Origin of the sequence: Cupriavidus sp. 2KB_3, assembly GCF_052115685.1 — a bacterium.
In the GTDB taxonomy this organism is placed as follows: Bacteria; Pseudomonadota; Gammaproteobacteria; order Burkholderiales; family Burkholderiaceae; genus Cupriavidus; species Cupriavidus campinensis.
The window spans coordinates 261,048-274,668 of the sequence record NZ_JBFRHD010000004.1 but is presented as its reverse complement, the minus strand read 5'-3'; the positions used below and the strand labels follow the sequence as shown (position 1 = coordinate 274,668).

15 protein-coding genes are annotated in these 13,621 nt (G+C 61.4%); 6 read left to right on the top strand and 9 right to left on the bottom strand.

What is annotated here, in order from left to right; genetic code table 11:
• The first annotated feature begins 46 nt into the window (after window positions 1–46).
• Window positions 47–859, top strand: coding sequence for an IclR family transcriptional regulator domain-containing protein (locus tag AB4120_RS05955; protein WP_149135972.1), 813 nt, complete (start codon window positions 47–49; stop codon window positions 857–859).
• Window positions 860–1,321: 462 nt separating this feature from the next.
• On the opposite strand, the gene AB4120_RS05950 is transcribed toward AB4120_RS05955, so the two are convergent.
• The 3 genes from AB4120_RS05950 to AB4120_RS05940 form a co-directional block, all read right to left on the bottom strand.
• A complete protein-coding gene (locus AB4120_RS05950) occupies window positions 1,322–2,395 on the bottom strand; it encodes a LacI family DNA-binding transcriptional regulator (RefSeq protein ID WP_092301307.1) in 1,074 nt (357 codons plus the stop codon).
• A 90-nt stretch (window positions 2,396–2,485) separates the two neighbouring features.
• Window positions 2,486–3,262: an SDR family NAD(P)-dependent oxidoreductase gene (locus AB4120_RS05945; protein ID WP_441641998.1), complete on the bottom strand. Its 777-nt coding sequence runs from the start codon at window positions 3,260–3,262 to the stop codon at window positions 2,486–2,488.
• Window positions 3,259–3,798, bottom strand: coding sequence for a VOC family protein (locus AB4120_RS05940; RefSeq protein WP_441641997.1), 540 nt, complete (start codon window positions 3,796–3,798; stop codon window positions 3,259–3,261). The genes AB4120_RS05945 and AB4120_RS05940 overlap by 4 nt, the downstream gene beginning before the upstream one ends.
• Before the next feature lie 196 nt (window positions 3,799–3,994).
• Here AB4120_RS05940 and AB4120_RS05935 point away from each other — a divergent pair, with 196 nt between their 5' ends.
• From AB4120_RS05935 to AB4120_RS05920, 4 genes are all read left to right on the top strand, one after another.
• Entirely contained in the window at window positions 3,995–4,957 is a 963-nt protein-coding gene (locus AB4120_RS05935) for a Bug family tripartite tricarboxylate transporter substrate binding protein (RefSeq protein WP_149135975.1), read from the top strand.
• A 68-nt stretch (window positions 4,958–5,025) separates the two neighbouring features.
• On the top strand, window positions 5,026–5,460 hold the full coding sequence (locus tag AB4120_RS05930; protein WP_441641996.1) for an ester cyclase: 435 nt from the start codon (window positions 5,026–5,028) through the stop codon (window positions 5,458–5,460).
• 11 nt (window positions 5,461–5,471) lie between these two features.
• A complete protein-coding gene (locus AB4120_RS05925; protein ID WP_441641995.1) occupies window positions 5,472–6,287 on the top strand; it encodes an SDR family NAD(P)-dependent oxidoreductase in 816 nt (271 codons plus the stop codon).
• A gap of 93 nt (window positions 6,288–6,380) precedes the next feature.
• A complete protein-coding gene (locus AB4120_RS05920; protein WP_149135978.1) occupies window positions 6,381–6,887 on the top strand; it encodes a 2,4'-dihydroxyacetophenone dioxygenase family protein in 507 nt (168 codons plus the stop codon).
• A 246-nt stretch (window positions 6,888–7,133) separates the two neighbouring features.
• Here the strand turns inward: AB4120_RS05920 and AB4120_RS05915 are convergent, their stop codons facing one another.
• The 6 genes from AB4120_RS05915 to AB4120_RS05890 form a co-directional block, all read right to left on the bottom strand.
• A complete protein-coding gene (locus AB4120_RS05915; protein ID WP_441641994.1) occupies window positions 7,134–7,322 on the bottom strand; it encodes a hypothetical protein in 189 nt (62 codons plus the stop codon).
• 250 nt (window positions 7,323–7,572) lie between these two features.
• The gene (locus AB4120_RS05910) at window positions 7,573–8,343 is read right to left on the bottom strand and encodes an amino acid ABC transporter ATP-binding protein (protein ID WP_149135979.1); all 771 of its coding nucleotides are present in this window, start codon (window positions 8,341–8,343) and stop codon (window positions 7,573–7,575) included.
• Window positions 8,340–8,990 carry an amino acid ABC transporter permease gene (locus AB4120_RS05905; RefSeq protein WP_441641993.1) on the bottom strand — a complete coding sequence of 217 codons (651 nt, stop codon included), beginning with the start codon at window positions 8,988–8,990 and terminating at the stop codon, window positions 8,340–8,342. Before AB4120_RS05905 ends, AB4120_RS05910 begins: the two co-directional genes overlap by 4 nt.
• A gap of 3 nt (window positions 8,991–8,993) precedes the next feature.
• Window positions 8,994–9,824 (bottom strand): transporter substrate-binding domain-containing protein, encoded by an 831-nt coding sequence (locus tag AB4120_RS05900; protein ID WP_149135981.1) that lies wholly within the window; start codon window positions 9,822–9,824, stop codon window positions 8,994–8,996.
• A gap of 30 nt (window positions 9,825–9,854) precedes the next feature.
• On the bottom strand, window positions 9,855–11,015 hold the full coding sequence (gene metC, locus AB4120_RS05895) for a cystathionine beta-lyase (protein WP_441641992.1): 1,161 nt from the start codon (window positions 11,013–11,015) through the stop codon (window positions 9,855–9,857).
• Between the two features lie 213 nt (window positions 11,016–11,228).
• Window positions 11,229–12,143 (bottom strand): LysR substrate-binding domain-containing protein, encoded by a 915-nt coding sequence (locus AB4120_RS05890; protein WP_441641991.1) that lies wholly within the window; start codon window positions 12,141–12,143, stop codon window positions 11,229–11,231.
• Between the two features lie 261 nt (window positions 12,144–12,404).
• Here AB4120_RS05890 and AB4120_RS05885 point away from each other — a divergent pair, with 261 nt between their 5' ends.
• Entirely contained in the window at window positions 12,405–13,538 is a 1,134-nt protein-coding gene (locus AB4120_RS05885; protein ID WP_149135983.1) for a porin, read from the top strand.
• The last annotated feature ends 83 nt before the right edge of the window (window positions 13,539–13,621 follow it).

The following is a 13,621-nucleotide window of genomic DNA, read 5'->3' as shown; positions in this document are numbered from 1 at the left end:
CCAGTGAAATCCACGGAAAGCTGAAGTTTCGTGCGGGAGGCGAGGCATGTGGGACCCGAAGGTCAAGACAATTGCAGCGTTGGATCGAGGACTGGCGGTGTTGGACGAAGTGCGCAGGACTGGGGGTTCCAGTCTGCAGGCACTCCATGATGAAACGGAGCTGCCTAAGGCGACACTGCTGCGCATTCTGGTGACCTTGGAGCGCCGTGCCCTGATCTGGCGGCGCATCGCTGACGGATACTACTGCCCCGGCAGTCCGCCGCCGGCAAGCCGACGGCAATCCGACGCGACCGACCGCCTGGCACAGTTCGCCGCCCCCGAGCTCGACCGGCTGCAGGCCGAGATACTGTGGCCTTCCGACCTGGCGATCCGGCGCGGCAACGCCATGGTGCTTTGCGAAACCAACCGCGCCGAGTCGTACTTTACGATCCGGCGCGACAACATAGGGTTCCATGTCAACATGCTCCGCTCCGCAGTGGGACAGGCTTATCTGGCCTTCTGCCCGCAGAAGGAGCGCGAGATAGTCCTGGCCGCATTGCGCCGCAGCCGCCGGGTCGGGGACGCCGTTGCACGTGATCCGGCATATGTAGCTCGGTTGATCGAACTTACGCAGCAGCGCGGCTACGGCGTTCGCGAGCAGGAATTTGGTGGCGACTATGACAAGCCACGCACCGAGGCGGACGACCGCCTAGAGGCACTCGCCGTGCCAATCATGGAAAACAAGCTACGCGTGTATGGGTGCGTCAACATCGTCTGGATTCGGGGCGTGCGCACGCAGGAGCAGATAGTTAAGCAATGCCTCCATCCACTAAGGCACACAGCCGATGCCATCGCCCGCAAGATGGCTACTCGACCCTAGCGCGCGGCCCCGTGCGCCCGCACTACGCGAGCTTTGCGGCGCGCCCCTCCTTCCCGGTGGCCGCCGGGCTTGCAGGCAGCGATCGCCTATCGATCTCCAATGTCTAGGGCCGAGACCGGCCACTATGCGACGTTGAAGATCGCCCAATCAAAGGCCGCTTTGGATTCGAGAACGGCCTTTGTAGTCGATGTGGTGTCGCATCGAGCGTCGCCCGCCGCGCTGCGCCGCCATTTGTTCCAGATTCGTTGAGAGGCGTTGTTGCGCGGCCTCAGCCCTGGTGGCGCCCGCTGCAGTCGGCGCGATCCAGCAGCAACCGGCAGCTTTACGCTCAGCCTCTACCTGCTGAGCCTGCCGCTGGTACTGGCGGCGGTCATTCTGGTCGCGTGGTTCCGGCCACGCGATACGGGCCCGATGGTCGTGGGCTCCGTCGAGGCACGCTGAGTGCCCCCGGCGATAGTGCGCTCAAGCCTTGGCTGCGGGAGGCGGTGCGCAGGACTCGCGCATAACGACTTGCGTGGTCAGCCGTACTTCCTGCCCCCCCTGCTCCTTCGCCTGTGCGCGCTCCGCGGCGCCGCCAATCGCTCGCAGCAGAATTTCAGCGGCGGCCGTGCCCACGGCCTCGAGGTCCCAACTGATCGCGGTGATCGCGGGCGAATACAGTTGAGGCAGATCGCCGTCGCCGACGCAGATCAGGCTGACATCGTGCGGCACCCGATGGCCGGTTTGTCGCGTTGCCTGCAGTACACCCGACAGGATGCGCGTGCCCAGGCAAATGAATGCCGTCGGCCGGGACTTTGCGGAAAGCAGGGCCAGCGCGTCGCTGAACGACAAATCCATGGCCGAGCGGCTGGCTCGGACGAGCGTTTCATCCACCGTCAGGCCACGCTCGGCCATCGCCGCGCGATATCCATCGATACGCTCGCGTCCGGGTCGCAAGGCACCGTCGGAGGTCATCAGCGCGATGCGCGTATGACCCAGGTCAAGCAGATACCGGCAGGCTTCGTATGCGCCGCGGAAGTGGTCGACGTGAACGCCCGATCCCTGCTCGCCGAAGTCGCGGTCCATGGCAACCACGGCCAGATCACGCGAGATCTGTTCAAGATAGTCAGCACGCTCTACTTCACAGGGCCCGAGAATCAGTCCATCGACGCGTCGTCGGCGGAACAGGTCCACCATCAGCTCTTCCTGCGCCTTGCTATTGTGAGTGTTTCCAACCACCATGGCGTAGCCTTCGCGCTGCAGGCGCATCTCCACCGCGGTAATGATGCGGGCATACAGGGGGTTGGCCAGATCGGAAACCAGCAGTCCCACCACGCCAGAAGTACCTGTGCGCATGCTCTGCGCGATCGGATCTGGTGCATACGCCAGCGCCTTCGCTGCGCGTTCGACGGCCTGGAGAGCCGCCTCGCTTACGGGACCGCTACGATTTAACGCCCGCGAGGCCGTGCCCAGCGACACGCCGGCCGCGCGCGCCACGTCACGAATCGTGACGCGGGCGGGCGTATCGGAACTAGGGGTGCGCGTTCGGCTGCTCATTTTTGATCCCGGGGCTTGCTAGCGGATGGCGGCAGGGCGGCCGGCTTCGCTCGCGATTATCGCCCAAATCCGCCCCGCCCCTTGCCACATCTAGTACATCGCACGGCCGCCACTGATGTCGAAAACCGCCCCGGTGCTGAAGCTGCAACGCGCGGAGCACAGCCAGGCCGCCATCTCGGCGACCTCCTCGACGCGGACGAAGCGTTTCATCGGCACGCGCTCCAGCAGTCGCACCTGCAGTTGCGCACGCTGGCTATCGTCGTAGACGCCGAAGATATCGGTGTCAGCCGCGCTGGGCGTGATGCAGTTGACCAGCACACCGGTTTCGGCCAATTCCTTGCCCAGGCTTTTGGTCATCGATATCAGCGCTGCCTTCGATGCAGCATAGGCGCCGGCGAAGGGGTTGCCCTCCTTCCCGGCAATCGACGCCACATTAACCACGCGGCCATAACCGTGACTCACCATGAGGGGAACCACAGCCTGCGCGCACAGCAACCCGCCAAAGACGTTCACGTCGAAGACGCGCTTCCATTCATCGAGAGAGGCCTCGATCGTCGGGCCGCTGCGCCCCAGAATCGCGGCATTGTTGACCAGCGCCGTGGGCGCTCCCAGCGCTTCCGTGGACTGTGCCAGCGCACGGTCGACCTGAGCGCGATCCGTGATGTCAACCGCGACAGACATCGCGTTTGCGCCACTTGCACGCAGCGATTGCACAGCCTCGTTGAGTTGCCCGGCATCGCGATCCCACAATGCTACGGAAAAACCCTCTACGGCCAGACGGGCACCAATCGCCAATCCAATGCCGCGCGCGGCGCCCGTCACCACCCCGACGCGTCGCCCTGTTTCCCTGCTTTCGTTGGCGGTCATTGCGGCGCTCCGATCCGGCGGATGGGATCAGCGCCGTCCCAGCCTTTGGCAGCGGCGGCAATCGACGCGAAATACTCGCCCTTGCCGCCCGCCATTTCCGAAATCTCCACGATGTTGCCCGGCAAGTCCGCGTGGACGTAATAGGCAAATCGACCGCGCATGCCCATGCGGCCGCCGTGCCCCTCTACGTAGCCGCGCCCACGTAAGGCTTCCGCGTACTCGTCGAACCGGTCGTCTGTCCAGTAGGCGATATGCTGCATGCCCTCTCCTGCCCGCTTCAGGGAATCCAGATACAGCGACGGCGCTTCGTTGCGTTGCTGGATCAGCTCGATCTGGACGCCCCCTGAATTGGCAAGGGCGATAGACAGGTCTGGCAGTGCCGATGTCTTGCTGTAGTAACGGAACTCGGTGGTACCAACGGCTTCCTTGTAGAACCAGGGGCCGACGCCCAACACGTCGCTCCAGTGCCGCATGGCCTTCTCAATGTCGCGCACGACATAGCCAATCTGGCAAACGCCACCAAACAGCAAACTCATTGCCTCCCCTCCCCAAAATTGGAAACGTTTCCAGTTCCAACTCTAGTCTGCGTTGCGTTCAGATGCGACATAGAGTTTACCATGATTGCCGTTCCCCACATGGTCTACCAAAATTTAATGGAAACGTTTCCACATCGATTGGAACGCACTGAAGACGTCTGCATCGCAGAACGGACGGATACCCACGGAGACAGCCATGAACAGATTTCTCGCCAGCGCCCTGCTCGCCCTTGCCACCACCGCCGCCCAGGCCGGCGATGTCGCCACTTATCCCGATCGCCCTATCCGCATGCTGTTGCCCTTCTCCGCCGGCGGTGGCGGCGACATTCTCGGCCGCCTGCTCGCCGAACGCTTCGCGGCGCAACTCAAGCAGCCGGTAGTGGTGGAGAACAAGCCGGGTGCGGCTGGCACGATCGGTACCCACGCCGTCGCCACCGCAGCACCGGACGGCTACACGATCATGATCGGCGGCATGTCGACCCACCAGCTTGCGCCGGCCACGTACACGAAACTGCCCTACGACCCGGTGCGCGACTTCCAGAGTCTGGGGGCGATAGGGAATTCGTCAATCGTGATGATTGCTGCCAATCAGTATCCAGCGAACAACCTCAAGGAACTGATTGCGCTGTCGCGCAAGGACAAGACGCCGATTCAGTATGCAAGCTGGGGGGCGGGATCCACGGGCCACTTCTGTGGCGAGGTCCTGAGCCAGAAGACCGGCATACCGATGCAGCACGTGCCATACAAGGGCACGTCGCAGATTGTGACCGACATCCTCGGCAACCACATCTCTGTGGGCTTCGTCGATATGGTGACTGCCACCCCTTTCGTCAAGGAAGGCAAGGTCAAGGCGCTCGCTGTATGCACGCGACGTTCGCCCAGCTTGCCAAACGTCGCCAGCTACCAGGAACAGGGGGTGGACTTCGACCGCGAACTGACCTGGGTCATGTACGTGCCAGCAAAGACGCCAAAACCCATCGTGGAGAAATTGTCTCGCGTCCTGGAAACCACGCTCAAGGAGCCGGACGTCGTCAACAAGCTGCTCTCGCTGGGTATCACCGCAAAGTATGTGCCCGGACCGGAGCAACAGGCTGTCAATGCCCGCGATATTCCCATGTGGAAGGCAATCGCGACGCAAGCGAACATCAAGCTGGATTGAGCGACCGGCCTCACACACAGCACCCGATCACCATTCGAATTCTCATCATCTACCACAGGAGATCTTTAATGTCAGCTACGCTCGACGCCGCACGCGTCAAGACCGTGCGGGACCACATGGCTCTGGAATGTGTCCATGACTGGGATGCCGTCATCGATACGTTTGCCCACCCCCGCTACGAAATGCATGGCAGCGGCGTTGTCTTTGACGGCGAAAGCGAGGTGCGCGGCTACTTTGATTCGTCGCGGATTCCCTTCCCCGACCTCAAGAACGAAATTATCGCCATTGCTGCCGTCGACGAAACGGTGCTCGTAGAGTTCTGGTTGCAGGGCACGCATCTCGGTCCGCTCCAGGCCAACGGCAAGACCTTCGCACCGACGGGCCGCACCTTCCGGGTTCGAATGGCCGCCACGTTCGAGTTTGCGCCGGGCTCGGACAAGATCATCTGCGAGCGCCCATACTCGGCGCCCGACGCCAAGCTGCGTGCGCTCGGCCTGCGCTAAGGGACGCCGGCATGGGAGATTCAGCACTTGCAATCGCCAGTGGGCATGGCCGGCTGACCGGTAAGGTCGCCATCGTCGTGGGCGCTGGCTCCAGTGGCGCGGACGTCAGCAATGGCTCTGCCGCGGCCATTGTCTATGCGCGGGAAGGCGCGCGCGTCCTCTGCGTAGACCGCGACACCAAAGCCGCGCAACGCGTTGTTGAGCAAATCCGCGAAGCCGGCGGCGATGCACTGCCGTTCGAAGCCGACGTATGCAGCAAGGCCCAGCTTGCAACCATGACCAGCTATTGCGCATCCGAGTTCGGACGCATCGATGTACTACATAACAATGTCGGTATCGAGATTGTGGCGGAGCTCGAGGAGATCCGTGAGGAAGATTGGGATCGCGTCTTCGACATCAATCTCAAAGGCGTCATGCTGGCATGCCAGCAGGTAATCCCTCGTATGGTGCAACAGGGCGGTGGTTCGATCGTAAACATTTCGTCGATCGCCAGCCGAAAATGGAGCCCGATGCCGTTTCTGGCTTACAACACGTCAAAGGCGGCGCTCAACCATATGACGCGTGTGCTCGCGCGCCCCTACGCTTCCGATCATGTTCGGGCTAACGTCGTGGTCCCCGGATTGATCGACACACCACACGCCGCGCACCTTACCAAGGGTGACGCTGCGGCGGGACAAGCCGCACGCGACGCGAGAAATCTGCGTTGCCCGATGGGCCACCAAGGCACCCCATGGGACATCGCCTATGCGTCGCTGTTCTTGGCAAGCGATGAATCTCGGTACATCACCGGCACCGAGATTGCAGTCGATGGCGGACTTTATCTCTGAGTCACCCCGGACTTCCGGACACTTTCAACATACCGGCGACGAGACACATCTATATCCGCGCGATTCGACTCGTCGCCTCAGGAGATTTGCATCATGGCATTGCCCAAGGTCTTTACCCATCAGGATCGACTGCTGTCCGTCAACATTCACGATGCAGTGGAGTTCCCAGGCTCGGAATCCGGCTCCACCATCGTCCCGCTCTTCCTCGATCGTGAGAACGGTGTCTGGGTCCTGTACGGAAAATTCGAGCCAGGCACGACACTGCCGCCCCATTTCCACACCGGGACCGTCCACTTCTTCACGACGAAGGGCGAATGGAACTATGTCGAGTACCCAGAGGACCCGCAAACAGCCGGTAGTTACCTGTACGAACCGGGCGGCTCCATTCACACGTTCTCGGTTCCCGCCAATGCCAAAGAGCCCGCTGAGGGCTTTATGGTCGTCTATGGCGCCAACGTAATCTTCAAGGACGGCGAATACCAGTCCGTGCGTGACGCCGGTGCGATCGAGGACGGCATTCTCAATGCCGCCAAGGCCATGGGGCTGCCAACCCCACGGTATATCCGGCCAACCGGCGGAGCCACGTTCTCGCGCGACTGAATTTTCACGCCCGTATGCTGTGTAGGCGTGTCTCAAGGGGCACGCCTCAAAAGAACTAACTTGATGGAAACAGAACCCAGCAGCAATTCTGGTCCGATGCGCATTTCGTGGATGGCGATCTATCCCACGGCACCTGGATCGAGGACGCGCGAGCCTTGACACGCGTTCCGCATGTAGTAAAAACAACCGTTTCTGGTACGAGGTCAGCCACCTGAACGTGAAGATGCACAGACGGCTTTGGGTCGGCTACCGCCCCTCGCCGCGGGGTTGCCTGTCCACCTTGGGCAATTGGGCTCTTGCGGCGGTGAATCGGCCGCCGCCGACGTCGGCTACTCTCGCACTGAGGAGTTCGTCAACCGCTTCCAGGGATTCAGGCATCTTCAGGTCGGCCAGCATGCCGCGGATGCATGCGCGTGGCGAGCGTGCGGCACTCATCGGCGCTCTCCTGCCAGCCTGCTATCGACGGTCAGTAGACGCCTCTCAACCTTTGGTAGCGGTATGGGCGGCAGGCCTGGACGCAAAAACCCAATGAACGGCAAAGCGTCCAAATTTCGTCCGGCAGTTCTGTGCAATTTACATCCGCCACCAACAGAAATGTCCACACGTCCCCCTTGTGTCGCTCAGCGGCTGTCTGGACGAGCGCAAACTGGGCCTCCGTCCCCGTGTGTCGCGCCCGGAAGCAGGCTCAACTCGCGATGAGGTTCAGAAACCGTTGCACGCTAGGATTATCGTTGCCGCGGAAGAACTGCTGTGGAGGCGCGTCTTCCACTACCACGCCACCTTCCATGAATACGACGCGGTCGGCAACGTCTTGAGCGAAGCGCACCTCGTGGGTCACCACCAGCATTGTCATGCCCTCCCGCGCCAGTTCGCGCATGACTACGAGCACATCCTCGCGGAGCACGGGGTCGAGTGCGGACGTAGGCTCATCGAACAGGATCACATCGGGATCCATGGCAAGGCCGCGTGCAATGGCGACGCGCTGCTTCTGGCCGCCGGACAGACGTGACGGATACTCATTGGCCTTGGCGCTCAACCCTACGCGCTCCAGCAGCGCCATCCCCCTTGCCATGGCCACCCTGCGGTCGACCTTCTTGACACTAACCGGGCCTTCGATCACGTTCTCGATGACCGTACGATGCGGGAAGAGATTGAACGACTGAAACACCATCGCCGATCGCTGGCGAATCCCGGCGATATTCTTTCGGTTCTCGCGCGAGAGCTCCCGATTTGGAAAGCACTCGACTTCCGTGCCGCATACCCGTATGGACCCGGCGTCGGGCTGCTCGAGGAAGTTCAGCGAGCGCAACAGGGTGGTCTTGCCGGACCCGGAGGGTCCCATGATCACGACGACCTCCCCTTTGGCGACGCTGAAGTCAACGCCGCGAAGCACCGGCGTGCCACCGAACGATTTGGTCAAGCCGCGTACGCAGATTGTTTCTTCCGTATTGTTCATAGATAACGCTTCGACGCCCTGCTTTCCAGCACCGTCTGCAGGATCGTCAGGATCTGGTTCACTACCCAATAGATAAGCCCGACCATCAGGAACATTTCCATGTACCGGAAGGTGGTTGCGCCGACTTGCTCGGCTACGCGGGTCAACTCCACCACCGTGATGGTCGACGCCAGAGAGGTGTCCTTGATCAGCGCGATCATACGGCTGCCCACGGGCGGAATTGCAATGCGAAGTCCCTGCGGCAGGATCACGCGCGACATGGCTTTCCAGTACCCCATGCCGAGCGACATCGCAGCTTCCCATTGGCCCTTGTCCACCGCGCCGATTCCGGCCCGGAAGTTCTCGCTCAGATAGGCCGCGGCAAACAGCGTGAGGGCCAGCAGTGCAGCGGGAATCGGATCGAGCGTCACGCCGTAGTGTGGCAATCCGAAATAGAGCAGCAGGATCTGTACGAGCAGCGGCGTGCCCCGGAAGACCGACACATACGCAAAGGCAAGCGCCCGCAGCGCAACGAAGCGGGAGAGCCGCGCGAGGGCCAGCAGCAGGCCGAGGACCGACCCGAGCATGAACGCGCCGAGCCCCAGGAACAGCGTCATCAGGACGGCGTCTTTGAGCAGTGGCAGCGAACGGATGAATAGCTCGCCCATCACTTACTCCTTGTCTTCGTTTGCCCTGGCAATGGCACCGCGCATGTCATAGTCGCTACTTACCCATCGCTTCGCCAACCGGTCGACCGTGCCATCCGCCAGCATCTCGCCAATGGCCTTGTTGATCGCCGCTGCCAGGGCTGGCTGGTTCTTCGCCAGCGCAGGGGCCGAGAGCTGGTAGGTCAGCGGCTCGCCGACCTCCTTCAGCGGAAGCTTGTTGACCGTTGCGTACCGCAGCCCGCCAAAATGCGACACGATCACCGCATCGATGCGCCCGTTGGCGAGATCGCTGAACAGCAATCCGCCGTTGTCGTAGGAGCGCAGTTCGGAAGACGTGAGATTCTTGCGTGCCCAGGATTCATTGCTGGAGCCCGTTGTCACACCGACGCGTTTCGCGCCGAGATCGCCACGTCCCTTGATGGCCGTATTGTCGGCCCGCACGAAGATCCGGAAATCCTCTGCACCGTACGGCGTGCCGAAGTCCACCTGCTTGCTGCGTTCGACCGTCGGGGTCAGGTCGTTCATGACCACGTCGTACTTGCCCGCCTTCAGGCCTTCAATGAAGTTCTTTCCCGAGTCGGCGATAAACACCACCTTCTGTACACCCATGCGCCTTGCCACTTCCTTGGCGATCTCGACGTCGTAGCCGGCAGGCTGGTTCTTGTCGTCAAGCATGCTCCACGGCGGGCTGCTTTGGGTGTTGGCCACACGCAGCACGTTGTCTGCCTTGATCTTCGGAAGAAGGTCGGTAGCGTGAGCGCTCGGCCATAGGCCAATCATCGCACCCACCAAGAGTGCCTGCCCGAGTCGCGTGGTCAGAGGCCAACGTTTCATTTTTTATCCTGTTGCTGTGGGGGGAAGAAATCAGACTGGCCGATGGCCGGCATACTGTTCGAAACCGTGCTCGAGGTCGGCGATGAGCCGCTGAGTGTCCTCGAGACCAATGGACACGCGGAAGATCGGCTGGTCGGTCGGTGGAAATCTGCGGGCCTTCTGAATTCCCGCTGGGTAGAACGCGATCAGACTATGCGTCCCCCCCCAGCTTGCGCCGATCGAAAACACCTTGAGCGCATTGAAGAACGCTGCGATCGCCTGTTCCGGGGCAGGTTTCAGCACGAATGAGAATAGGCACCCGCCAGCCGTGAAGTCCCGCTTCCAGATCGCATGACCGGGGTCGTCTGGCAAGGCAGCGAATAGCACGCGATCGACAATCGGGTGGTCTCGCATCCATTGCGCCACCTCCAGTGCCCGCCTGCCCTGCTCGGCGAAGCGCAGGGGGAACGTCTCGAGACCACGCAGCACCAGAAAGCAGTCGTCCGCACTCACGGCAAGGCCCAGGGTGGCTTGCGCCTCGCGCAGTCTTTCGTACAGCGTGAAGTCATTCGTGCTGATTGCACCCATCAGCAGGTCGGAATGCCCGCCGAAGAACTTCGTGGCGGCCTCGATGCTCATGTCCACACCATGCAGGAGCGGCCGGAACCCAAGCGGACTCGCCCAGGTGTTGTCCATCATGGTGAGAATGCCGCGCCGCCGTGCCTCGGCGGAAATTTTCGGTACATCGGGCATTTCCATCGACACCGTCCCCGGAGACTCGAGGCAGATCATCCGAGTCGACGGCATGATGTAGGAGGCGATGTCGCTGCCAATGTCGGCAGGATATACGTCGACATCCACACCAAGACGGGCCAGCCAGTCACCCGCGAAGGCCTTCAGGCCGCCATAGCATGCGTCGGAAATCAGGATGTGGTCGCCGCTCTTGACGAATGGCATGATCGCGCTGACCAGCGCCGCCTGCCCGGACGGAACGACGACGCAGTGATTGGCGCCTTCCAGCGCCGCGATCCTGCCCTCCAGTTCGCGGTGGGTCGGGGTGCCAGTGACCCCGTAGCTGAATCCATCTGGTTGGCGTGATTTTCGCGCAACGAAATCTTCATACGAATCGAATACGATCGTGGACGCCCGGAATACACCAGGAGAAAGACTCTCAAAAGCTTGGTTACGGTAGTCGGCCGGTGGCGTGCTCATTTTTCAATGCCAGTGAATATGTGCCAGCATTTTTGATCACGCACGCAAATCCATCCACCCTCGGGGCTTTTCAATCGAGAAGCCTGGCTTATTGGCCGCGAGAAATATCACATGATCTGCACTGGCGAAAAACCGAGGCATGGGTATTAATAATATCGCAATCAGTGAAATCCCCATTAGGGTATTGGCTGGGCCAACCGGCCAAGGGCGGGATTAGCCATCCAGATATCTGTTGATTTTGTCGGTCTCCGACTGGAGTTGGAGACGCAGATACCGCAGGAACTCTTGCCCGTTCGTGGAAACCGGCCGACCCGGTCGCATGATGAGCAACGTGCGTGCATCGATCGCCACCGCCAGGCGGCGGACCACAAGTCCGCGCGCCATATAGTCCAGCGCCGCAATCGGATTGACCAGCGCCAGGCCAACTCCCGCCAGTGCCAGCTCACAGGCGGTGGCCGAGAGCGGCGTCTCGATGACACGGCGGAGCGTCACGCCATGTTCGACCAGCGCGCGCTCGAGGCGAGTCCGGCCCAGATCCTCCGGGTTCATGTCGATGAAGGCGTCCGAAGCGAGGTCGCCCAGTTGAATCACGCGCCTCGCGCGCAACGGGTGCTCAGGCGACATGGCAACCACGCCGGAAAACGTCGAGAAGACCGAATGTTCGACACTCTGGGTCGCCACCTCATCATTCATAAGCCCGAAATCAACCAGGCCAGCGGAAACAAGCTGGAAGACCTCCTTCGAGCTGCCGACCTGCAGAGACATCCGCACATCTCGCTTTTGCGGCGCGAAGGCGGCGATTGCCCGGCTCACGAAGGAAACGCCGAAGGCTGGGTATGACGCAACCGACAGCCGCCCGACTCCGAACATTCTCAGGCTGCGAATGCGGTGCTCGATCGCCTCGTAGCCGACGAAGAACTTGTCCACCTCCGTCATCAGCGCGTGCGCTTCCTGGGTCGGCTGCAGGCGGCCGCCGATTCGGTCGAACAGACGCAACTCGGCCAACTCCTCAAGCTTGCGGATAGCCTGGCTCACTGCCGGCTGGGACACCCCAAGCAACCGGGCCGCTTTGCCGGTCGATCCTGACGTTATGACCGCCCGGAATGCCTCAATTTCCCTGATATACACCTATAAGCTCCGCTTCTGTATCAAGAAGGTAAATGAGTGGACCGCGAATATGGGGACGTGAAAAATCCGGCCACGCACAAGACGGTATCGAGATTTCCTGGATAACCGATCTCCGGACAAGGCTCAAGAGAAAAGAGAAGCTCAAATCCGGTGCATCCGCTCACAACACCTGCACCATTATGGAACGGCATTCCATAATGGTACATCTCTCCCGGATGCTTGCGCGCATACCTTTCCACTAGTATCTCGGAGGACCAAAATATGAAGAAACCGCTTATCGCACTGGCATTAATGAGTGCAGCGGCGAGCCCCGTGTCGGCGCAAAATACCATGACGCTGTATGGCATTATCGATGCGGGCATCACCTTTACCAACAACGCAGGCGGACACCAGTTCTGGCAGGTACAGAGCGGCGTGGCCCAGGGGAGTCGCTGGGGGATGAAGGGCGCGGAAGATCTCGGCCGTGGCGTCAGGGCGATCTTTCAACTCGAAAGCGGCTTCAATGTCGATACCGGCAAGCTTGGCCAGGGCGGCCTGATCTTCGGCCGGCAGGCCTATGTCGGGCTATCCGACAGCACATACGGTACCGTCACGGTTGGGCGCCAGTACGATCCCGTTGCCGACCTGGTGCAGCCGGCCGTGATGAACGGCACGAGCGGCGCCTTCTTTTCCCATGCGGGCGACATCGACAACAGCAACAACGGCTTCCGCGTAAGCAACGCCGTCAAGTACGTCACCGCGCCACTGGGCGGGCTTACCTTCGAGGCACTCTACGCATTCGGCGAGCAGGCGGGCAACTATCGCGGCAACAGCACGGTCGGCGCCGGCGCCAGCTATGGCAGCGGCCCCGTCTATCTTGGCGCCGCATACTTCTACGCACGCAACCCGGCGACACAGTTTCCCGATGGCAACTGGGCACCCAACACGACGAATCCTGGCGTATCAGGCCGCGGACCGTTTGGCTACGTCGGCAATCCCTCAAACATGGAGACGTACGCGGCCGGTGGCACTTATTCGTTCGGACAGGCCGGCCTCATTGGCATGGACTTCTCGCATGTCAGCTTTGACGATGCCAACGGCGTCACGGGCAATACCGTGAAGTTCGACAACTACGAGATCTGGGGGCGATACTATTTCACGCCAGTCCTGCAGACCACGCTCGGGTACACCTTTACCCGGGCAAAGGTCGACGCCACGGGCGGCAGCCCCAAGTACCATCAGCTCAACGCACTGTTGGACTACTACCTCTCCAAGCGCACCGATGTCTATCTGATGGGCATCTATCAGCAGGCCGCTGGCGGTGCCCGCGCCGATGTCTATGACGGCGCAACGGGAAGCCAGTCGTCGACGACCAGACAGATGGTGGCGCGTGTGGGGGTTCGTCACAAGTTCTAGGCATGGAGCGCTGCGCCGCCGACAGGCGTCGACGCAGCGCCACGACGGCGTGATCAGGGGCTTGGGTCCGTGGCTGCGGCGTC